This window comes from Bacillus sp. T17B1, assembly GCF_026796395.1.
Classification (GTDB): domain Bacteria; phylum Bacillota; class Bacilli; order Bacillales; family Bacillaceae; genus Bacillus; species Bacillus spizizenii_A.
In genome coordinates, this window is the sequence record NZ_JALAYA010000057.1 from 30,073 (window position 1) to 51,443 (window position 21,371).

26 protein-coding genes and 1 pseudogene are annotated in these 21,371 nt (G+C 41.3%); 19 read left to right on the top strand and 8 right to left on the bottom strand.

What is annotated here, in order from left to right; all coding sequences use genetic code 11:
• Nucleotides 1-48 precede the first annotated feature (48 nt).
• The 3 genes from ccdA (at nt 49) to MOF34_RS19980 (ending at nt 1,777) form a co-directional block, all read left to right on the top strand.
• Nucleotides 49-756, top strand: coding sequence for a cytochrome c-type biogenesis protein CcdA (gene ccdA / locus MOF34_RS19970; protein ID WP_268401471.1), 708 nt, complete (start codon nt 49-51; stop codon nt 754-756).
• Nucleotides 757-844: 88 nt separating this feature from the next.
• Nucleotides 845-1,204 (top strand): response regulator, encoded by a 360-nt coding sequence (locus tag MOF34_RS19975; protein WP_019714527.1) that lies wholly within the window; start codon nt 845-847, stop codon nt 1,202-1,204.
• 81 nt (nt 1,205-1,285) lie between these two features.
• Complete coding sequence (locus tag MOF34_RS19980; RefSeq protein WP_080010291.1) at nt 1,286-1,777, top strand: CcdC family protein; 492 nt, start codon at nt 1,286-1,288, stop codon at nt 1,775-1,777.
• 30 nt (nt 1,778-1,807) lie between these two features.
• On the opposite strand, the gene MOF34_RS19985 is transcribed toward MOF34_RS19980, so the two are convergent.
• From MOF34_RS19985 to sspO, 4 genes are all read right to left on the bottom strand, one after another.
• Nucleotides 1,808-2,236 carry a DUF2621 domain-containing protein gene (locus tag MOF34_RS19985; RefSeq protein ID WP_003221232.1) on the bottom strand — a complete coding sequence of 143 codons (429 nt, stop codon included), beginning with the start codon at nt 2,234-2,236 and terminating at the stop codon, nt 1,808-1,810.
• A gap of 233 nt (nt 2,237-2,469) precedes the next feature.
• The gene (cotM, locus tag MOF34_RS19990) at nt 2,470-2,862 is read right to left on the bottom strand and encodes an outer spore coat protein CotM (RefSeq protein WP_268401472.1); all 393 of its coding nucleotides are present in this window, start codon (nt 2,860-2,862) and stop codon (nt 2,470-2,472) included.
• An 80-nt stretch (nt 2,863-2,942) separates the two neighbouring features.
• A complete protein-coding gene (locus MOF34_RS19995) occupies nt 2,943-3,089 on the bottom strand; it encodes a small acid-soluble spore protein P (protein ID WP_003221237.1) in 147 nt (48 codons plus the stop codon).
• A gap of 31 nt (nt 3,090-3,120) precedes the next feature.
• Nucleotides 3,121-3,267, bottom strand: coding sequence for an acid-soluble spore protein SspO (gene sspO, locus MOF34_RS20000; RefSeq protein ID WP_003221239.1), 147 nt, complete (start codon nt 3,265-3,267; stop codon nt 3,121-3,123).
• A 225-nt stretch (nt 3,268-3,492) separates the two neighbouring features.
• Between sspO and acnA the strand changes: the two genes are divergently transcribed.
• The 7 genes from acnA (at nt 3,493) to MOF34_RS20035 (ending at nt 8,325) form a co-directional block, all read left to right on the top strand.
• Nucleotides 3,493-6,222: an aconitate hydratase AcnA gene (gene acnA, locus MOF34_RS20005; protein ID WP_268401473.1), complete on the top strand. Its 2,730-nt coding sequence runs from the start codon at nt 3,493-3,495 to the stop codon at nt 6,220-6,222.
• 71 nt (nt 6,223-6,293) lie between these two features.
• Nucleotides 6,294-6,806 carry a redoxin domain-containing protein gene (locus tag MOF34_RS20010; protein ID WP_268401474.1) on the top strand — a complete coding sequence of 171 codons (513 nt, stop codon included), beginning with the start codon at nt 6,294-6,296 and terminating at the stop codon, nt 6,804-6,806.
• A gap of 79 nt (nt 6,807-6,885) precedes the next feature.
• The gene (locus MOF34_RS20015; RefSeq protein ID WP_003244964.1) at nt 6,886-7,011 is read left to right on the top strand and encodes an FbpB family small basic protein; all 126 of its coding nucleotides are present in this window, start codon (nt 6,886-6,888) and stop codon (nt 7,009-7,011) included.
• A 64-nt stretch (nt 7,012-7,075) separates the two neighbouring features.
• Nucleotides 7,076-7,222: an acid-soluble spore protein SspN gene (gene sspN, locus MOF34_RS20020; protein WP_003221249.1), complete on the top strand. Its 147-nt coding sequence runs from the start codon at nt 7,076-7,078 to the stop codon at nt 7,220-7,222.
• Between the two features lie 36 nt (nt 7,223-7,258).
• The gene (tlp, locus tag MOF34_RS20025; protein ID WP_019714534.1) at nt 7,259-7,510 is read left to right on the top strand and encodes a small acid-soluble spore protein Tlp; all 252 of its coding nucleotides are present in this window, start codon (nt 7,259-7,261) and stop codon (nt 7,508-7,510) included.
• A gap of 83 nt (nt 7,511-7,593) precedes the next feature.
• Complete coding sequence (locus MOF34_RS20030) at nt 7,594-8,010, top strand: YbgC/FadM family acyl-CoA thioesterase (protein ID WP_268401475.1); 417 nt, start codon at nt 7,594-7,596, stop codon at nt 8,008-8,010.
• A 15-nt stretch (nt 8,011-8,025) separates the two neighbouring features.
• The gene (locus MOF34_RS20035; protein ID WP_268401476.1) at nt 8,026-8,325 is read left to right on the top strand and encodes a hypothetical protein; all 300 of its coding nucleotides are present in this window, start codon (nt 8,026-8,028) and stop codon (nt 8,323-8,325) included.
• Between the two features lie 32 nt (nt 8,326-8,357).
• Here MOF34_RS20035 and MOF34_RS20040 read toward each other — a convergent pair whose 3' ends face one another.
• Both MOF34_RS20040 and plsY read right to left on the bottom strand, forming a co-directional pair.
• Complete coding sequence (locus tag MOF34_RS20040) at nt 8,358-8,645, bottom strand: HesB/YadR/YfhF family protein (protein WP_014113944.1); 288 nt, start codon at nt 8,643-8,645, stop codon at nt 8,358-8,360.
• Nucleotides 8,646-8,724: 79 nt separating this feature from the next.
• Entirely contained in the window at nt 8,725-9,306 is a 582-nt protein-coding gene (gene plsY / locus MOF34_RS20045) for a glycerol-3-phosphate 1-O-acyltransferase PlsY (RefSeq protein WP_252685486.1), read from the bottom strand.
• A 167-nt stretch (nt 9,307-9,473) separates the two neighbouring features.
• Between plsY and MOF34_RS20050 the strand changes: the two genes are divergently transcribed.
• The 3 genes from MOF34_RS20050 (at nt 9,474) to parC (ending at nt 14,667) form a co-directional block, all read left to right on the top strand.
• Nucleotides 9,474-9,881, top strand: coding sequence for a CoA-binding protein (locus MOF34_RS20050; RefSeq protein WP_268401477.1), 408 nt, complete (start codon nt 9,474-9,476; stop codon nt 9,879-9,881).
• Between the two features lie 395 nt (nt 9,882-10,276).
• Nucleotides 10,277-12,244 carry a DNA topoisomerase IV subunit B gene (gene parE, locus MOF34_RS20055; protein ID WP_268401478.1) on the top strand — a complete coding sequence of 656 codons (1,968 nt, stop codon included), beginning with the start codon at nt 10,277-10,279 and terminating at the stop codon, nt 12,242-12,244.
• A 2-nt stretch (nt 12,245-12,246) separates the two neighbouring features.
• Nucleotides 12,247-14,667 carry a DNA topoisomerase IV subunit A gene (gene parC, locus MOF34_RS20060; RefSeq protein ID WP_268401479.1) on the top strand — a complete coding sequence of 807 codons (2,421 nt, stop codon included), beginning with the start codon at nt 12,247-12,249 and terminating at the stop codon, nt 14,665-14,667.
• A gap of 49 nt (nt 14,668-14,716) precedes the next feature.
• On the opposite strand, the gene MOF34_RS20065 is transcribed toward parC, so the two are convergent.
• Both MOF34_RS20065 and MOF34_RS20070 read right to left on the bottom strand, forming a co-directional pair.
• A complete protein-coding gene (locus tag MOF34_RS20065; RefSeq protein ID WP_014113948.1) occupies nt 14,717-14,842 on the bottom strand; it encodes a hypothetical protein in 126 nt (41 codons plus the stop codon).
• A gap of 25 nt (nt 14,843-14,867) precedes the next feature.
• On the bottom strand, nt 14,868-15,221 hold the full coding sequence (locus tag MOF34_RS20070) for a hypothetical protein (RefSeq protein WP_268401532.1): 354 nt from the start codon (nt 15,219-15,221) through the stop codon (nt 14,868-14,870).
• A gap of 489 nt (nt 15,222-15,710) precedes the next feature.
• Between MOF34_RS20070 and MOF34_RS20075 the strand changes: the two genes are divergently transcribed.
• From MOF34_RS20075 to MOF34_RS20100, 6 genes and pseudogenes are all read left to right on the top strand, one after another.
• A complete protein-coding gene (locus MOF34_RS20075) occupies nt 15,711-17,108 on the top strand; it encodes an alanine/glycine:cation symporter family protein (RefSeq protein WP_268401481.1) in 1,398 nt (465 codons plus the stop codon).
• Nucleotides 17,109-17,420: 312 nt separating this feature from the next.
• Nucleotides 17,421-18,743 (top strand): annotated as a pseudogene (locus MOF34_RS20080) (glycoside hydrolase family 5 protein).
• A 68-nt stretch (nt 18,744-18,811) separates the two neighbouring features.
• Nucleotides 18,812-19,075, top strand: a complete 264-nt coding sequence (locus MOF34_RS20085; RefSeq protein WP_268401482.1) for a YnfE family protein — start codon at nt 18,812-18,814, stop codon at nt 19,073-19,075.
• 290 nt (nt 19,076-19,365) lie between these two features.
• A complete protein-coding gene (locus MOF34_RS20090; RefSeq protein WP_268401483.1) occupies nt 19,366-19,770 on the top strand; it encodes a GtrA family protein in 405 nt (134 codons plus the stop codon).
• 24 nt (nt 19,771-19,794) lie between these two features.
• Nucleotides 19,795-20,685 (top strand): UTP--glucose-1-phosphate uridylyltransferase GalU, encoded by an 891-nt coding sequence (gene galU / locus MOF34_RS20095; protein WP_268401485.1) that lies wholly within the window; start codon nt 19,795-19,797, stop codon nt 20,683-20,685.
• A 70-nt stretch (nt 20,686-20,755) separates the two neighbouring features.
• Entirely contained in the window at nt 20,756-21,352 is a 597-nt protein-coding gene (locus tag MOF34_RS20100) for a DedA family protein (RefSeq protein WP_019714549.1), read from the top strand.
• Nucleotides 21,353-21,371: the final 19 nt, after the last annotated feature.

Consider the following 21,371-nt stretch of genomic DNA (forward strand, 5'->3'; position numbering starts at 1 on the left):
GATTTTGTCATAACTTGAAGGAATGTCAAATCATGAAGGGATGATGACATGGGAGACGTGAATTATTTTTTGACATTCGGAGCGGGATTTTTATCCTTTATTTCGCCTTGCTGCCTGCCGCTTTACCCAGCTTTCTTGTCATATATTACAGGGGTCAGTATGGATGATGTGAAAACAGAAAAGCTGCTGCTACAGAAAAGAAGCTTGTTTCATACTTTGTGTTTTTTGCTTGGCTTTTCAGTCATTTTTATCGCTTTAGGCTATGGAACATCTTTTGTTGGCAGCCTGTTTAGGGATTATCACGATGCGATACGGCAAATTGGCGCGTTGCTTATTATTTTGTTCGGCTTTATTACGCTCGGTGTGTTCCGGCCTGAGGCTATGATGAAAGAGCGGAGAATCCATTTTAAGCATAAACCAACCGGGTTTTTAGGTTCTATCTTAATTGGAATGGCATTTGCGGCGGGATGGACGCCATGTACCGGCCCGATATTAGCTGCTGTTATCACACTTGCTAGCACAAATCCAGGCTCAGCGGTACCATACATGATGTTATATGTACTTGGCTTTGCTGTTCCGTTTCTTTTATTGTCTTTCTTTATCACAAAGCTGAAGTGGATAAGAAAGAATCAGCTTTTGATCATGAAAGCAGGCGGCGTTTTGATGATTGTGATTGGTGTGCTGTTATTCTTTAATTGGATGAGCCTAATCATTATTTTGCTGTCTGATCTTTTTGGAGGATTTACTGGTTTTTAACCGTAAATTACTTTCGTACTACTACTAGTCCTTTTGTTTTTGGTACAATAAGACTATTATCTGTGGAAATCGATTGTTGGAGGGGAATATGACAAGAGTTTTAGTTGTAGACGACGCCAAGTTCATGAGGGTGAAAATCAGAGAGATCTTGGAAGAGGCAAATTACATAATTGCAGGAGAAGCGGCGGACGGTGAGCAAGCAGCGGACCTGTATAAAAAACTGCGGCCAGATATCGTGACTATGGATATTACAATGCCGGTGAAAAACGGCATTAAGGCGCTTCGTGATATCTTAACCTTCGATCCTAAAGCGAAGGTCATCATGTGCACCGCCATGCGCCAGCAAAGAATTGTAACGGAAGCGATTGAGTTGGGAGCAAAGGACTTTATTGTCAAGCCGTTCGAGGAAACAAAAGTGTTAGAAGCTATTAGCCGCGTTATGGGATAGTAACGTCATTTCTTTTCAAAATGGTTTTTTTTATTATTTTGGAGTATAGTATATAGTATCAACACTCCTAGAAACAAAGGAATGATAAGTATGATGATTATAGTTTCATCGATTATTGCTGTGTTAATGGCTGTAGCTGTGATGGTGATCAGAATAAAGTCCTCTGACAAGCCCGTCTCACCGAAAAAAATCATTCTTCCGCCGATTTTTATGAGTACGGGAGCGTTAATGTTTTTATTTCCGGTATTTTGGGTCACTGGTGCAGAGTTTTTAGAAGCGATCACTTTAGGCGTGATTTTCTCAATTTTTCTCATCAAAACGTCTAAGTTTGAAATTAGAAATAATGAAATTTACATGAAACGTTCTAAAGCATTTGCATTTATATTAGTCGGTCTTTTGGTGATCAGAATCGTGATGAAATCGATCTTGAGCACAACAATTGATTACGGCGCACTGAGCGGAATGTTTTGGATTTTGGCTTTCGGTATGATTGTACCGTGGAGAATCGCCATGTATTTATCATATCGAAAACTTCATAACGAGCTGCAGTCAGCTAATATTCAAATGAATTAAAAAACCTTTCCTTCTATCAGGAAAGGTTTTTTATTTGAGAAGGGTCTGATAAGGTTCGAGATCAATTTTTTTGTCCTGCAGATGTCTTTTTAAGAAGGTATGGTCTCTTTTAGGAGTTGCGAGAATATAACCTCTGATCATTAGTTGCTGATCAATCTTTGATACCTTTTCTTCTAATGCAAGCTCACCGATTTTACCTGCGATTTTGGCTTTTGCTGCATCTCTGAACAGCTCCGGAACCGGCGAAACCAATTCGTTAAGAAATTGTTTGTTTTCATTGCTCCACAAATGCATGCTGTTTTCGATATAGTAATCCTGCCAATCAAGCTCTGACCTTCCGTCTTCTTTCGGTAAACGCTTTAAAAACTTTCGAAACATAAAAAAACCGCCGATTGATAATAAGACAACCATCATGATCACCCAAAACAGAATAAACCACAAAAACCAGCCTTCCAGCATCAATCATTCCCCCCTTATTCTAACCATATTGTATACGAAGAGAGATTAGAAGAACACAGTAAAAAAAGAATAGAAAAAAGTGATAGACGTCTAGTCAAAAGAGATAGTAGATCATATCCTATTGTATAGTGAATCTGCTATTTGGCCATGGGAGAGTCACTAGAGGGTATTTGACGATAAATGGACGGAAAAAAAGTCACTTTCATAATAGGGGATGAAAGTGACTTTTTATATTAGCTGAGAGGAAATTGAAGAGAGAAAGAAGAACCATCTCCTACTTCTTTATTGACGGCAACTGTGAGTATTTGATTTTCGCATTCGGTTTGAATGGTTTTGTCATTAAAATAAAAAGGAAGCCTTATTTGTTTTTCAAAAGTCTGCCCTGACGATTTGACTGTTAAGATGAACTCGCAGCCAGACAGGGTAACTGTTACTTGTGTCGGCTGTAAAAAAGTCAGATCCGCTTCAATTATATACTGCTGACTTGTTTCATATAAATCAATAGGCAATGTTTCGTCGTACCAGGCGAAGGGGTCTTCAAACAATTGCCGAAGCCATTCATCCATACTATCGAAATCATTAGCATCATTACGTTTTGAATGGGTCATGGAAGCATTCCTCCACATATCAACCTTGCTTTACATCATATGCGGATTATCAGAAATGGGTGAACGCATCAAAAAACAGACACTAAGGTCTGCTTTTCTTACATATCATGGCTTGAGTTGTGCTTCTGTCTTGTGTGGTTTCGATTTTTCACTTTTTTGCTTCCGCTGAGAGGCTCCGGCTGACCCGGGTTGTGTCCTTTAGGGGCGTTTTTATGCATATCTTTACTTGTATTTTTATTGGTCATATCATGAGAACCTCCTTAAAAGAGTCCGGTGTTATTGATTGGTTTTTCTTTTCTTATTATTTTGGCGTTCAGCTTCAGTTAGTACAAGCTGGTCGTTTTCAACGTAGCCGGCGCCTTTGCCTTGGCTTTTCGCGTCATTCATTCCGTTGATTACGTGATTCGCTTTTCTTTTGACCATCATTATCACCTCAATCATAATATGGCTCCTTTTGTTGTGTTATATGAGGGAGCATAAACAGTAATAATTACCGGTACATTTGTCCGATAAGCCGAACTTATTGTATTTAATAAAAACATTGATATTTACTTATGTATGATTTTGTTTTAATATGAAATTGTGAGAAAATTGTGATGGAATTTACTTCATCTGAGAATGATCTGATCTGAAGGGGGATTTTGGAGAATGGCAAACGAGCAAAAAACTGCAACAAAAGACGTTTTCCAAGCGAGAAAAACGTTTACTACTAATGGGAAAACATATCATTACTACTCTTTAAAGGCGTTAGAAGATTCAGGTATCGGGAAGGTTTCGAAGCTTCCTTATTCCATCAAAGTTCTATTAGAATCAGTATTGCGTCAAGTTGACGGATTCGTCATCAAAAAAGAACACGTGGAAAATTTGGCAAAATGGGGAACTGCCGAATTAAAGGAAATCGACGTTCCGTTTAAACCGTCTCGTGTTATTTTACAAGATTTCACAGGGGTTCCGGCAGTAGTAGACCTTGCTTCACTGCGGAAAGCAATGGCAGCTGTCGGCGGAGATCCTGATAAAATTAACCCCGAAATTCCTGTTGATCTCGTTATCGACCACTCAGTACAGGTTGATAAAGCGGGCACAGAAGATGCGTTAGCTATTAATATGGACTTGGAATTCAAAAGAAATGCAGAGCGCTACAAATTTTTAAGCTGGGCAAAGAAAGCGTTTAATAACTATCAGGCAGTGCCGCCTGCAACAGGTATCGTGCACCAGGTAAACCTAGAGTTCCTGGCAAGTGTCGTCCATGCAATTGAAGAAGACGGTGAACTTGTAACATACCCTGATACGCTTGTCGGAACAGACTCACATACAACAATGATTAACGGTATTGGCGTTCTTGGCTGGGGTGTCGGCGGAATTGAAGCTGAAGCGGGAATGCTTGGACAGCCTTCTTACTTCCCAGTTCCTGAGGTTATTGGCGCGAAACTTGTCGGCAAGCTTCCGAACGGAACAACAGCTACTGACTTGGCGTTAAAAGTGACACAGGTGCTGCGTGAAAAAGGCGTTGTCGGCAAGTTTGTCGAATTCTTTGGGCCTGGAGTTGCTGAACTGCCGCTTGCAGATCGTGCAACTATTGCGAACATGGCTCCGGAATACGGTGCTACATGCGGATTCTTCCCAGTAGATGAAGAAGCGCTAAACTATATGCGCCTGACAGGCCGTGATCCTGAACACATTGATGTTGTCGAAGCATACTGCAGAAGCAATGGCTTGTTCTACACTCCAGATGTGGAAGACCCTCAATTTACTGATGTGGTTGAAATTGACCTGTCTCAAATTGAAGCAAACTTATCAGGTCCAAAACGCCCTCAGGATTTGATCCCGCTTTCTGCCATGCAGGAAACGTTTAAAAAGCATTTAGTCAGCCCTGCGGGTAACCAAGGATTTGGTATGGATGCTGAAGAAGAAGAAAAAGAAATTAAGTTTAAACTTCTGAACGGCGAAGAAACAGTTATGAAAACGGGAGCGATCGCCATTGCTGCGATCACAAGCTGTACGAATACATCCAACCCGTACGTTCTGATCGGTGCCGGACTCGTAGCGAAAAAAGCGGTTGAGTTAGGGCTTAAAGTGCCTAATTACGTAAAAACGTCACTTGCACCGGGATCTAAAGTTGTTACAGGATATCTTGTGAATTCAGGCCTTCTTCCATACATGAAAGAGCTTGGTTTTAACCTCGTGGGGTACGGATGTACAACATGTATCGGAAACTCAGGTCCGCTTTCACCAGAAATTGAAGAAGCGGTTGCGAAAAATGATCTTCTGATTACATCTGTCCTTTCCGGAAACCGTAACTTTGAAGGGCGTATTCACCCGCTTGTTAAAGGCAACTATCTTGCTTCTCCGCCGCTCGTTGTAGCATATGCGCTGGCTGGAACGGTAAACATTAATCTGAAAACTGATCCGATCGGTGTGGGCAAAAATGGTCAAAACGTATACTTTAACGATATTTGGCCGTCAATGGACGAAATCAATTCACTTGTTAAGCAAACTGTTACGCCTGAGCTCTTCCGCAAAGAGTATGAAACAGTATTTGATGACAACATGCGATGGAACGAAATTGAAACAACAGATGAAGCGCTATATAAATGGGATAACGAGTCAACTTACATTCAAAATCCGCCATTCTTCGAAGAAATGTCTGTTGAGCCAGGTAAGGTTGAACCATTAAAAGGTTTGCGTGTTGTCGGTAAATTCGGCGATTCAGTCACAACTGACCATATTTCTCCTGCGGGGGCAATTGGAAAAGACACGCCTGCCGGAAAGTATTTGCAAGAAAAAGGCGTTTCCCCTCGCGACTTTAACTCCTACGGTTCCCGCCGCGGAAACCATGAAGTTATGATGAGAGGAACATTTGCAAACATCCGCATCAAAAACCAAATCGCACCGGGTACAGAAGGCGGATATACAACGTACTGGCCGACTGGTGAAGTAACGTCCATCTATGAGGCGTGCATGAGATATAAAGAAGATAAAACAGGTCTTGTCGTATTAGCAGGAAAAGACTATGGTATGGGATCTTCACGTGACTGGGCTGCAAAAGGAACAAACCTTCTCGGCATCAGAACGGTAATTGCTGAAAGCTTTGAAAGAATTCACAGAAGCAACCTTGTATTCATGGGTGTGCTGCCGCTTCAGTTTAAACAAGGGGAAGATGCGGAAACACTCGGTTTAACAGGTAAAGAAGTTATCGAGGTTGATGTTGATGAAACAGTTCGTCCTCGTGACCTTGTGACAGTAAGAGCAATCAATGAAGATGGTCATGTAACAACATTTGAAGCAGTCGTCCGCTTTGATAGTGAAGTGGAAATTGATTACTATCGCCATGGCGGCATCCTGCAAATGGTGCTTCGTGAAAAAATGAAACAGTCCTGATGAATCAATAGGAAGAGAAGGCATTCTGCTTTCTCTTCTTTTTATGACAAAGTGTGCTGCGGAGGTGGCATATGCTAAAAAAATGGCTCGCAGGGATCCTGCTTATCATGCTTGCCGGTTATATGGGATGGAATTTGTATCAAACGTACAGCAAAGAAGAAGTTGGGATTGAAGAGGGACAGCAAGCACCTGACTTTTCTTTGAGAACGCTATCGGGAGAGAAAAGTTCCTTACAGGACACAAAAGGCAAAAAAGTATTGCTCAATTTTTGGGCGACTTGGTGTAAACCGTGCCGCCAGGAAATGCCGGCGATGGAACAGCTGCAAAAAGAACACGCCGACGAACTTGCGGTTGTTGCGGTAAATTTCACTTCAGCTGAGAAAAGCGAGAAACAGGTCCGGACATTTGCCGATACGTATGATTTAACGTTTCCTATTTTGATTGATAAAAAAGGGGTCAATGCTGATTATAATGTGATGTCATACCCAACGACGTATATCTTAAATGAAAAAGGTGTTATTCAAGACATACACATTGGCACTATGACAAAAAAAGAAATGGAACAAAAACTGGATCTTGATTAGATTCAGTTTTTTTATGTTCAGATATGCTTACAAGTTTTCAGAATTGGGAAAAATAAAAGAATATGCGGAGGTGAGTAGGGTGAAGAAGATGAGAAAGCGTTCCTTTCATGAGCTCGTCATGGAAAACAAAAAAGAGCTGATGACCAATACGGAGTATTTAAATCAGCTTGAGGAAAAGCTTGAACAGCGATTTAAGCAAAAATAACCTTTAATTTGTATTCATGTTTACCCCTCCTTTAGAGAATCCTATCTGTTGAGGAGGGATAAACATGGGAAACAACAAGAAAAACGGTCAGCCTCAATATGCGCCAAGCCACTTGGGTACAAAGCCTGTAAAATATAAAGCCAATAAAGGGGAAAAAATGCATGATACTTCCGGACAGCAGCCGATCATCATGCAGACAAAAGGCGAGTAGCGCCGAATCAAGTTTAATTCTAGGGGGTACATCCGAATGACAAAGAACCAAAATCAATATCAGCAGTCTAATCCTGATGACCGTTCTGATAATGTAGAAAAATTGCAGGATATGGTTCAAAATACAATTGAAAACATAGAAGAAGCAGAAGCATCAATGGAGTTTGCTTCAGGAGAAGATAAACAGCGCATCAAAGAAAAAAATGCTAGACGCGAACAAAGCATCGAAGCATTTCGCAATGAAATTCAAGACGAATCTGCAGCGAGAGAAAACGGATACCGCTCTTAAAAACCAGGGAAACCTGGTTTTTTTCTTTCTGATTTGATTATGGTAAAATGGGGCTAAATTGACATTAAGGGAGCAGAGTAATATTGCATGTATCAAAAAAAGAAATAGAAGTGCGTTACGCAGAAACAGATCAAATGGGGATTGTCTATCACGCCAATTATCTTGTGTGGATGGAGGTCGGCAGAACGGCTCTGATTAAGGATTTAGGATTTTTATACAGTGATATGGAAAAGAAAGGTGTCCTGTCTCCAGTCGTTGATATCAATATTTCTTATAAAAAGCCGCTTCATTATGGAGAAACTGCGGTTGTGCACACATGGATAGAGCAATACAACGGCTTTAAAACCATCTATGGATATCACATTTACAATCCGGCCGGTGAGCTTTCCATCGAAGCCACCTCATCTCATATTTGTGTAGATAAAGAGAGCTTTAAGCCTATTCAGTTCCGTAAAGCTTTCCCTGATTGGCACGAAGCATATGAAAAGGCCAAGAAATAGGGAAGTGAACAAGATATGGCGTTTGGTGTGAAACGTGAAGAACTCAACCGCTGGAAACAAGCAGTGAAAAGAGGAGAAATCGCATTTTTAACACATTACTGGCTGGATGACCGGTTTCCGGGAGCAAAGACTGTGACAAAAGCAGGCTGTGCAGATATTGATAAGCTGATTCAGTGGGGAGCGGCGTACGGTTTAAAAAAAGAATGGATACATAAAAAAAGTGAATTTCCTCACTTTGACCTGCTGGGAGAGACACAAAAATATATTTTGGAACAAGAAAACCTGACAGATCATCTGATAAGATTTGATTTATAAAAAAAAGAGCGCACTTAACGTGCGTTCTTTTTTTATTGGTATTCAAAAACCGGTTCATCAGCGTCCGCTGAATAGCTGACTAGTAGGTCGTGGTTATCGAAGTACCATAGATCACTTTCTTCAATAAAGAAGGTGATGCCGCCGGCTTCTGCAGTGGCTCCAGCCTCTTGTGGGGCATCTTTCGCCACTCCGAGAGAAAATCCTTTTTGAACGTTGCTGCAGCCGCCGTAGCGGACGAAAAAGCGAACTTGGTCTCCGCTTTCTAAATCGAGCTCTTCCTTATACCAGTTCAGTGCGTCTTCGTTAATTGTCATATTCATTACAGAACACCCCTTCGTTCTTCTTTTGAATTTTCTCTATTATAAACGTACTAGGCTAATCTGTGTCAAAAGAGAAGGTTTATAACCATTTCACTTTAGGTTCTGTTTTATTGATAATTCGTTTAATGTTCGCCCGGTGTCTGTATATCACAAATATAGTGAGCAGGGTAACGACAATCAATAAATACTTATCATGGACAAAGAGACTATATATAACAGTATAGATCCCTGTTAACATTGATGACAGAGAAACAAATTTAGTCAAGTATAAAAAGATGAAAAATACCGCGACCATCGTGATAAATAACAAAGGTGCGTAAAATAGCAAAACGCCTCCGGACGTTGCCACGGCTTTGCCGCCTTTAAATTTGGCGAAGATGGGGAACACGTGGCCTAAAACCGCAAAGACTCCTGCAAGAAGCGGATGGATATCAACATGCATGAGAAAAGGCAATGCAGTTGCCAGCGTTCCTTTTAAAATATCCCCGGCTATAACGACCGAACCAGCTTTTACGCCCAATGTACGGAATGCATTGGTAGCTCCTAAGTTGCCGCTTCCGTGCTCCCGAATATCAATTCCCTTGGCAAGCTTGCCCACAATTAAGCCAGATGGAATACTGCCTATCAGGTAGGCCAAAATAATCAATAAAGCAATTAACATCTACATTTCTCCTTTTTCAAATTCCCTTCTTTCTATTTTAACATGAGATATCATAATCTGATGATAAGTTTTTTGTAAAGTTTGCTTACAAATCCAATCAAACATGCATCATATTTTGATTTCTTACATTTTGATCGGGTAAAATAGATGAAAAGGAGTGGTACATGATGCAAAACCCTTCCAAAGCGGAAATTAAAGAGATTCTTGATCAAAGCAAGCGAATTGCGGTAGTGGGGCTTTCAGACCGGCCGGATAGAACGTCGCATATGGTTTCCAAAGCAATGCAGGATGCGGGCTATGAAATCATTCCCGTCAATCCTACAATTAATGAGGCACTTGGTGTCAAAGCCGTTTCATCTTTACAAGAGATTGAGGGTACGATTGACATCGTCAATGTATTCCGGCGCTCAGAACAGCTGCCAGTCGTGGCGGAAGAGTTTTTGGAGACAGACGCTCCAGTATTTTGGGCACAGCAAGGGCTGGTAAACGAAGAAGCTTACCAGATGCTAAAGCAAAAAGACAGAACGGTTATCATGGATCTGTGCATAAAAGTAGCGCACGCTGTAACAAAATAGGTGCAGAACTGCAAAAATCCTTGTGAACTCAAGGATTTTTGCTTTTTAATTTTAAGATATTGTTTGCGTATTACGGTGAAACAGATACAATAAAGCTTGAACAGCTTTTTTTGAATACCTTGTCTAGCTGGATTTCGGCCGTTCGATTTGCGAAGGTCTGCTGCTTTATATATAATAAACAAACATACGTTCTCATAGTGTAAAAACAGCACTATTCGATGTTTTGCGAACTGATTCGTTAGCGCTATGTTGCGATTGCCAACATATTGGTTATAATGAGGAGTCCAAGGCAGTACCGGCTCGAGGCGAGGTTTATAACAAATACTTTATACAATTGATGGTGTAACACTGAAAAAGAGAAAGACAATGTTAGTTTTTGAAAGGGGTTTGTACGTTTGGCTAGAAAACAGCAATTTGATTACAACGAAGATGCCATACAGGTGCTCGAAGGCCTTGAGGCCGTCAGAAAAAGACCGGGTATGTATATTGGCTCTACTGACGCACGGGGCTTGCACCACTTGGTTTATGAAATTGTAGATAACTCTGTCGATGAGGTGCTTGCCGGCCATGGAGATCACATAATCGTCAAAATACATAAAGACAACAGTATATCTGTACAGGATAGAGGCCGCGGCATGCCAACCGGAATGCATAAGCTCGGCAAACCAACCCCTGAAGTGATTTTAACGGTGCTTCATGCCGGAGGAAAGTTTGGTCAAGGCGGCTATAAGACAAGCGGAGGGCTGCACGGAGTTGGTGCATCAGTTGTGAATGCTTTATCTGAATGGCTGACGGTTACCATTGAGCGGGACGGTTTCGTCTATCAGCAGCGTTTTGAAAACGGAGGAAAACCAATTACATCTCTCGAAAAGATCGGCAAAACAAAAAAGACAGGAACGTTAACGCACTTTAAGCCAGATCCTACGATGTTCAGCACAACGACTTATAATTTTGAAACGCTTTCTGAACGCTTAAGAGAATCTTCGTTTTTGTTAAAAGGATTAAAAATTGAGCTGATTGACGAGCGCAATGATCAGCATGAGGTCTTTTATTATGAGAACGGCATAGAATCGTTTGTCGCTTATTTAAATGAGGAAAAAGACGCCTTGTCTGAAGTGGTCTCATTTGAGGGGGAGCATCACTCAATAGAAGTGGACTTTGCGTTCCAGTTTAACGACGGCTATTCTGAAAACATTTTATCGTTTGTTAACAACGTAAGAACAAAAGACGGCGGGACTCATGAGTCAGGTGCAAAAACAGCGATGACACGTGCTTTTAATGAATATGCGCGAAAAGTGGCTTTGCTGAAAGAAAAAGATAAAAACCTGGAGGGCACCGATATAAGAGAAGGGCTTTCAGCCATTATTTCTGTTCGGATTCCTGAGGAGCTTCTCCAATTTGAAGGACAAACAAAAGGAAAGCTTGGTACTAGTGAAGCGAGATCAGCAGTTGATGCGGTTGTTTCAGAGCAGCTTGCTTACTTTTTAGAGGAAAACCGGGATACTGCAACGCTTCTTGTCAAAAAAGCAATCAAAGCAAGCCAGGCCCGCGAAGCGGCACGCAAAGCCCGCGAAGAAGCAAGAAGCGGCAAAAAACGAAAAAAATCAGAAGCGACATTAAGCGGGAAGCTGACGCCTGCGGGTTCGAGAAACCCGGCAAAAAATGAATTGTATCTCGTTGAGGGTGATTCGGCAGGCGGGTCAGCAAAGCAGGGAAGAGACCGCAGATTCCAAGCGGTTCTGCCTTTACGCGGGAAAGTCATTAATACGGAAAAAGCTAAGCTTGCTGATATCTTTAAAAATGAAGAGATCAATACGATCATTCATGCGATCGGCGGGGGAGTCGGAGCGGATTTCTCAATCGATGACATCAACTACGACAAAATCATCATTATGACCGATGCAGATACGGACGGCGCTCATATTCAAGTGCTGCTTCTTACCTTTTTCTATCGCTATATGAAGCCGCTGATTGAACATGGCAAAGTGTTCATTGCACTTCCTCCTTTATATAAGGTCAGTAAAGGTAGCGGGAAAAAGGAAATCATTGAATATGCATGGTCTGATGAAGAGATGGATGATGTGCTGAAAAAAGTCGGCAAAGGTTATACCATTCAGCGATATAAGGGTCTTGGAGAGATGAACGCAGACCAGCTGTGGGAAACGACGATGAATCCGGAGTCCCGTACGCTTGTAAGAGTCAAAATTGACGATGCGGCACGAGTAGAGAGACGTGTTACTACGCTAATGGGAGACAAAGTTGAGCCGCGCAGAAAGTGGATTGAGAAAAACGTCGCTTTCGGCTTAGATGAAGAAAGCAATATTTTAGAAAATGAAAACTTATCGGTCGCTGAGGAGGTTTAATGTTGTCACAGCCAGAATTATTTCATGATTTACCATTAGAAGAGGTGATCGGCGACCGTTTTGGACGCTATAGTAAATATATTATTCAAGACAGGGCGCTTCCTGATGCAAGAGACGGTTTAAAGCCCGTACAGCGCAGAATTCTGTATGCGATGCATACAGATGGAAACACGTTTGATAAAAACTTCAGAAAAGCGGCTAAAACGGTTGGTAACGTCATCGGTAACTATCATCCGCACGGTGACAGTTCGGTTTATGAAGCAATGGTGCGGATGAGCCAGGATTGGAAAGTGCGAAATGTGTTAATTGAAATGCATGGGAACAACGGAAGCATCGACGGGGATCCCCCGGCAGCCATGCGTTATACAGAAGCGAGATTATCACCGATCGCTTCTGAGCTTCTTCGGGATATTGACAAAAATACAGTTGAATTTGTGCCGAACTTCGATGATACAAGCAAGGAGCCTGTCGTACTCCCGGCGATGTTTCCTAACCTATTGGTCAACGGATCTACCGGGATATCAGCGGGATATGCGACCGACATTCCCCCTCATCATCTGGGAGAAGTCATTGATGCTGTTATCAAGCGCATTCAAATGCCATCTTGCTCTGTTGATGAACTCATGGAAGTCATTAAAGGGCCTGATTTTCCGACAGGCGGTATTATTCAAGGCGTTGACGGCATAAAAAAAGCCTATGAAACCGGAAAAGGAAAAATCATTATCCGCGGAAAAGCTGAAATTGAAACAATCAGAGGCGGACGTGAACAAATTGTCATTACGGAGATTCCATTTGAAGTAAATAAAGCAAACCTTGTGAAAAAAATGGACGAGTACCGCATTGATAAAAAGGTTGAAGGCATCTCAGAGGTTCGTGATGAAACGGATCGAACTGGGCTGAGAGTGGTCATTGAACTGAAAAAAGAAGCGGATGCCAATGGCATTTTGAATTTCTTATATAAAAATACTGATTTGCAAATCACCTATAACTTTAACATGGTGGCTATTCATAATCGCCGCCCGATGTTGATGAGCCTGCCGTCTATTTTGGATGCATATATCGGCCACCAAAAGGAAGTCGTCACAAACCGGTCCGTTTATGAGCTTCAAAAAGCAAAAGACAGACATCACATCGTAGAAGGACTCATGAAAGCTTTGTCCATTCTGGATGAAGTCATTGCAACAATTCGTTCTTCAAGCGATAAACGTGACGCTAAAAACAACTTAATTGCAAAATATGAATTTACAGAGCCTCAGGCTGAAGCCATCGTGTCATTGCAGCTTTATCGTTTAACCAATACAGATATCACAGCACTGAAAGAAGAGGCAGAAGAGCTTGGTAAAAAAATTGAAGAGCTCGAATCCATTCTGAGCAATGATAAAAAGCTGTTAAAAGTGATTACAAACAGCTTAAAAGCATTGAAAAAGAAATATGCAGACACGAGACGCTCCGTCATTGAAGAAAAAATTGAGGAAATTAAGATTAACCTTGAAGTTATGGTTGCGTCTGAGGATGTATATGTGACCGTTACGAAGGATGGTTACCTAAAACGGACGAGCCAGCGCTCATTTGCCGCTTCCAATGGCCAGGATTTCGGGATGAAAGATACGGACAGGATGCTGCATCAGTTTGAAATGAATACGACGGATGTGCTGCTGCTCTTTACGAACAAAGGAAGCTACATCTATTGTCCGGTTCACCAGCTGCCTGATATTAGATGGAAGGACATGGGCCAGCATTTTTCAAATATGATCACCATTGACCGTGATGAAACGATTGTAAAGGCCATACCGATAAAAGAATTTGATCCGTCGGCGTATCTATTATTCTTTACGAAAAACGGAATGGTGAAAAAGACAGAGCTCACTCATTATAAAGCACAGCGTTATTCTAAAGCGCTTGTGGCCTTAAATCTGAAGGGTGAAGACGAACTGATTGATGTACATGTAACAAATGGGGAAAGCCAGATCTTTATGGCCACTCACCTAGGGTACGGTTTATGGTTTGGAGAAGACGAAGTAAATGTAGTTGGCGCGCGCGCTGCTGGTGTCAAAGGGATTAACTTAAAAGAAGATGACTTTGTTGTCTCCGGGGAAATTCTTCAAGAATCTAATTCAATTGTATTGTTCACACAGCGGGGAGCGGTGAAACGCATGAGTCTTTCCGAGTTTGAAAAAACATCCCGTGCAAAACGCGGTGTTGTTATGCTAAGGGAACTGAAGAAAAATCCTCACCGGGTCGTAGCACTGTTCGCTTGCGGTCTTGAACAGCGACTTATGGTGGAAACCGAAAAAGGCGAAAGAAAAGAACTGCTGGCAAAAGACCTGCGGACCAACGACAGGTACAGCAATGGCTCTTTCTTTATTGATGAAGAGGAATCAGGCAAGGTTACAGCTGTTTGGCGCCTTCATACAGAACAATAATAAAAAACCCGCTCATGTGATATGAGCGGGTTTCGTTTTTCATTTTCAATTAGCTTTCATGGCTGGTGAAAAGATCTGTAAAGGCATGAACAAATTCGATTCCTTGCCATACAAATAAATTCAGTGCTGTGAAAGAAAACAAGCCTAAAATCACCATTCTTAAGATAAACAACATGTTTAACAGCCTCCTCATATTTTCGTTATATAATCGGGTGATGTTGAACATGAGGTTTGCCGAAATAAGACGATTGATAAAATTTGGCCAGTATAAAGCTTTTTTTCCGCTGGCGCCTACGGGAGTAGCCCGTACTTTTGCTTTCAGCGGTCAGAAGCAGAACAGCCATTGCCCATAAAGCAGTAAGCGCAAATGCTCCTGTGAAGGATTTCTTCTCATCATCAGCATTTTGGCCGGCTTTCATCTCATGCATTTCTTGCTGGTCAGCTACAGCTTTATAATGATGGCCGATATCAAAGGCGTGGGGAATTGAGAACAAATGAAAACTGGCAATCGCCAAAAATAAGATGGACGCTTTTAGTATCGTTACTTTTTCAATTGATCTCCCCTCCTTTAATATTACTGAATATTTTTATAATAATACCCTAATCCATTCTAAAAGTAAACTTGATTTATTAAATTTAAAAATAAATTTCACTTTGTTAAGTATATATCTTTTTGCATATTTTTGAAAGGATAATTTCTTTTATTAGTGTATGTATACCCGATCTAAGATGTGAATAAAAACACATTTTAAAAGATATGTTGGTTGTTTAGGATTTATGAGTTTATTTATCAAAGAACAGAAGGTGGCAGGAAAGAAATCTTACTTTATAAAAAGAGAACTCTTACTTATAAGAAATACCTTTATTCATAGGAAAATAATAGAGAATGAGGGGATAAAAGGAGTAAAACATCAGTCTAAGACAATAACCTTCACGAAAAAACTTCCTAATTCGACATATTGTGATATAATAAAACTCGTTATGTTAAAAAATCTAACATCAAATATGAATTCACAATGAATTGATGAAAACGGGAGGTCAATATGGAGTCTTTTTTCAACAGTTTGATCAATATTCCAAGTGATTTTATCTGGAACTATTTATTTTATATTTTAATAGGACTTGGACTATTTTTTACACTTCGTTTTGGTTTTATCCAATTCCGTTATTTTATTGAAATGTTCAGAATAGTAGGTGAGAAGTCTGAAGGAAATAAAGGTGTAACATCTATGCAGGCGTTCTTTATTTCTGCCGCATCCCGAGTCGGGACAGGCAATTTGACTGGTGTTGCCTTAGCAATTGCGACAGGCGGTCCAGGCGCTGTCTTTTGGATGTGGGTTGTAGCTGCTGTAGGTATGGCTTCAAGCTTTGTTGAGAGTACGTTAGCACAGCTTTTTAAAGTGAAGGACGGAAACGATTTCCGCGGCGGACCGGCTTACTATATTCAAAAAGGTCTTGGAGTCAGGTGGCTCGGCATCGTATTCGCTGTTTTAATTACTGTATCATTCGGTTTAATTTTTAACGCTGTTCAATCCAATACAATTGCGGGAGCGTTAGAAGGCGCATTTCATGTGAACAAAACAGTTGTGGCTATTGTTCTTGCTGCTTTAACGGCTTTTATTATTTTCGGCGGTTTAAAACGTGTAGTCGCAGTGACACAATTGATTGTTCCGGTAATGGCGGGTCTTTATATTCTCATTGCACTATATGTTGTGTTCACCAATATTTCTGCATTCCCAAGCGTAATTGCGACAATTGTCAAAAATGCTTTGGGATTTGAACAAGTTGTTGGCGGAGGACTGGGAGCGATCATCGTCATCGGTGCACAGCGCGGGCTTTTCTCTAACGAAGCGGGAATGGGTAGCGCGCCTAACGCTGCTGCGACAGCTCATGTTTCGCATCCGGCAAAGCAGGGCTTTATTCAAACATTAGGCGTGTTTTTCGATACATTTATCGTATGTACATCTACAGCGTTTATCATTTTACTATACAGTGTAACACCAAAAGGAGACGGCATCCAAGTGACACAGGCTGCTCTGAGCCATCATATTGGAGGTTGGGCGCCTGGTTTTATAGCAATCGCAATGTTCTTGTTTGCCTTTAGTTCAGTTGTCGGAAACTATTATTATGGTGAGACAAACATTGAATTTATTAAAACAAGCAAAACATGGCTGAATATTTACCGCATCGCGGTTATTGCTATGGTGGTCTTTGGATGTGTAGCAGGGTTCCAGATTGTATGGGACATGGCGGACCTCTTTATGGGGATCATGGCGCTGATTAACTTAATTGTTATTACACTGCTGTCGAACGTTGCTCACAAAGTGTATAAAGATTACGCGAAACAGCGTAAACAAGGACTTGATCCTGTATTCAAAGCGAAAAACATCCCGGGTCTTAAAAACACTGAAACTTGGGATGATGAAAGACAAGAAGTATAAGAACTCGGCTGCATTCAAATTGAATGCAGCCTTTTTATTTGGCGAAAAGAAGCGGAATGTTATGATTTCATAAAAAAGCAACGTGTAAAGTCCTGGTTAAACACTTTTATATGTGGTCTACCTGTATTAGCAGTATCTGAAACAAGACAAAAAGAGCAAATTGGCAGCCTTTTAAACCGCCTAAAAACAAGAAATTAGGTTGATAGACAATCATGAGAAAGGTTTTTTACAATGAGTCCGTGCTACAAAAAAGGGAGGAGAGCTGTGAGTTGCTAAGCACATAATGATTTAAAGGAGGAAAGAATATTCTATATGAAACGTTCAGTCTCTAATTTAATCGTATGTTTATTCATTGCATTACTAGCAATCGGCGGTATGCCTGCTCCACAAGCATCTGCAGCAGGGGGGGAAACGCCAGTATCCATAAATGGGCAGCTAAGCATAAAAGGAACACAGCTAGTCAATCAAGACGGAAAGGCGGTGCAGCTGAAGGGGATCAGTTCACATGGATTGCAATGGTATGGTGATTTTGTCAATAAAGACACCTTAAAATGGCTGAGAGACGATTGGGGCATTACGGTTTTCCGAGCGGCGATGTATACGGCAGACGGCGGTTATATTGATAATCCGTCTGTGAAAAACAAAGTAAAAGAAGCGGTTGAAGCGGCAAAAGAGCTTGGGATATATGTCATCATTGACTGGCATATCTTAAATGACGGCAATCCTAACCAAAATAAAGAGAAGGCAAAAGAATTCTTCAAGGAAATGTCAAGCCTTTACGGAAGCACGCCAAACGTGATTTATGAAATTGCGAACGAACCAAACGGCGATGTGAACTGGAAGCGTGATATTAAACCGTATGCGGAAGAAGTGATTCCCGTTATCCGCAAAAACGATCCCGACAATATCATCATTGTCGGTACCGGCACATGGAGCCAAGATGTGAATGATGCTGCCGATGATCAGCTTCAGGATGCAAATGTCATGTACGCGCTTCATTTTTATGCCGGCACACATGGCCAGTTTTTACGGGATAAAGCAAACTATGCACTCAGCAAAGGAGCACCTATTTTTGTGACGGAGTGGGGGACAAGCGATGCTTCTGGAAATGGCGGAGTATTTCTTAACCAGTCACGGGAATGGCTAAATTATCTCAACAGCAAGAACATCAGTTGGGTAAACTGGAACCTTTCTGATAAGCAGGAATCTTCTTCAGCTTTAAAGCCGGGAGCATCTAAAACAGGAGGGTGGCTGTTATCAGATTTATCCGCTTCAGGAACGTTCGTAAGAGAAAACATTCTCGGCACCAAAATTCGATGAAGGGAAGCGTTGAAACGCCAACACAAGATTAACCCAAACAAAAAAACAGCTTCTCTGTGCAATACAGAGCAGGTGATGGTAGTACGAACGGAAACCAGATCTGGAACTAGGGTTTAAAAATGGAACGCTGTCACCAGGAGCGAGCAAACACAGCACAGAGAATATACAGCTTTGTCTTCAGAATGATGACTGGAGCAATTATGCACAACGCGAGGATTGGATTTTTTCCAATCAAATGCGTTTAAATCAATGAAAAAAATCACACTATATAAACATGGAAAACTTATTTGGGGAACGGAACCCAGATCAGTTTAGCTTTTGGCGGGCATCAGCAATGATGTCCGTTTTCATCATCTTATACAGCAAAAAAAGGAGGTTAGGTTGTGGATGAAACACTGAAGCAGTATATGATGCTGTTCAAAGAAATGAATAATGCGATAAATGGTCCGGACTATCCGGGTAAGGAAAATGATATCCAACATCAAAAAGAACAGATTGAAGCTTATGAAAAACAGCTGCAGCAAAGTTTTTCTACAGATTATGACTACGATGTATTTGCTGACTCGGTTATCAAATGCGCATATGGCGATATGACGCTGGGAGATTTAGAAGCAATATATTATGGATTGACAACGCCATTTTTTTGATTTGGACACTCAATAGTAAAATTTCATCTTCTGTCTCACTAACTTAAGTATACTTTTGAGTTGAGACAGAAATTCTTTTATTTTGTTTACTTCCTAGAATATATATTATGTAAACTAAGAAAAATAAACACAGGCTGCAGAAGTTTTTCGTTATCGTCCTCTCCTTCTTTTTTAATGGTTTGTTCATATTTTAGTAATTGTTTATTCAACTCTATTCTTTAAAGTAATTATACAAGATGGCTTCCGCGGCCACTACTGCTCTTCGATTGGAGGTAAATTGGTATGCCGTTATGCTGAAAAAACAAACCACTACGCTTATACGTTTTTGTACCGTTGGCGTTGGCAACACGCTTATTGACTTTTGTGTATTTTTCCTTTTAACCGCTTTACATGTGCCATATCTCATTGCCCAGGTTTGTTCTTATACGGCCGGAATCGCCAACAGTTATATTTGGAATCGGATTTGGACGTTTGAAGTGAAAGAAAAAGCCGACAAACAGGAAATGATTCGGTTTATCGCCGTTAATCTCGCAGCGTCTGGCATGACGTTTTTGCTGCTATCCGGACTTCAAAAAGCCGGATTGTCTCTTCTCATCAGCAAATTGATTGCAACTGTCGGCGGTATGATCATTAATTTTATCGGGAATCGTCTCTGGGTCTTCCGCGATCCGCTGAAAAAATCAGAGTTGATGTAAGAAAATTGAAATGGAGTGAAGGAAATGAAAAAAATCAGAAAAGCCGTCATCCCAGCAGCAGGTTTAGGAACACGTTTTTTACCGGCAACGAAAGCTCAGCCTAAGGAAATGCTCCCTATCGTTGATAAGCCTGCTATTCAATATATCGTTGAGGAAGCGGTTCAGTCAGGTATTGAGGATATTTTGATTATTACAGGGCGTAATAAGCGAGCGATTGAAGACCATTTTGACCGATCCATTGAGCTTGAACAGAATTTGATTGAAAAAGGAAAAACAGATCTCTTAGACGAGATGCAGGACATTGCAAATCTTGCGAATATCCATTATATTCGACAGAAGGAGCCTCTTGGATTGGGACATGCCGTTTTGTGCGCAGAACATTTTATTGGCGATGAGCCGTTTGCGGTCCTTTTAGGCGATGATATTATGGTGTCTGAAACACCGGCTCTTCGGCAATTAATGGATGTATACAATGCATACGGTACAGAGGTTGTCGGTGTACAGTCCGTTCTGCCTGAGGATGTCAGTAAATATGGTATTATCAATGCATCAGCTTCTCACGGATCTGTATTTGAAGTGAAAGATTTAGTGGAAAAGCCTTTTCCTGAAGAAGCACCTTCGGAAATCGCCGTGATGGGACGTTATGTGCTGAATTCATCGATCTTCCCCGTTTTAAAGTCCATTGGCAGAGGCGCGGGCAACGAAATTCAGCTTACAGATGCGCTTCGTGAAGCTTGCCGTGAGCAGCCTATCCATGCCCGGCTGCTGGAAGGAAATCGATATGACATTGACGATAAGCTGGGCTGTTTTAAAGCGAGCACTGAAATCGGCTTAATGCGCCCCGAAATGAGATCTCAGCTTTTGGCCTATTTAGAAGATGTGATCAAACGGGAAACGAAAGAATTGCTGCGATAAAAAATTGTAACCATCTTGCTCGTCAATCAGTCATATAATAGAGAAAAAGATTAGGACAGGTGTGAAGAATGTGGGCAGTTTGATAAGCGAAATTTTAACATGGCTGACGAACATGGGATATGCGGGCATTGCGATTGGCTTGATGATTGAAATTATTCCGAGTGAAATTGTATTGGCCTATGGCGGCTATATGGTATCGGAAGGCACGATTGGATTTATTGGCGCAATCATTGCGGGTGTTATCGGGGGCACCATTGCCCAGATCTTTATTTATTGGATCGGACGCTATGGCGGCAGACCGTTTTTGGACAAATACGGGAAGTACTTATTGATTAAAAAGCATCATATTGACATGTCAGAAAACTGGTTTCAAAAGTACGGAACGGGTGTTGTCTTCTCGGCACGTTTTATACCAGTTGTCAGACATGCGATATCCATTCCCGCAGGCATTGCCAAAATGCCGTTTCTTAAATTTGTGGTACTGACTGTACTTGCTATCATTCCATGGTCTATCCTCTTTGTTTATTTAGGCATTCAGCTCGGAAGTCAGTGGGATGACGTTGAGAACATAGCGGGCACTTATACTACGCCGATTATGATACTGGCTATTGTCGTTATCGCCCTTTATTTTCTGATTAAAAAACGTGCAGCTATATTTAAACGATAGCTAGCGGATGTGCATAGGG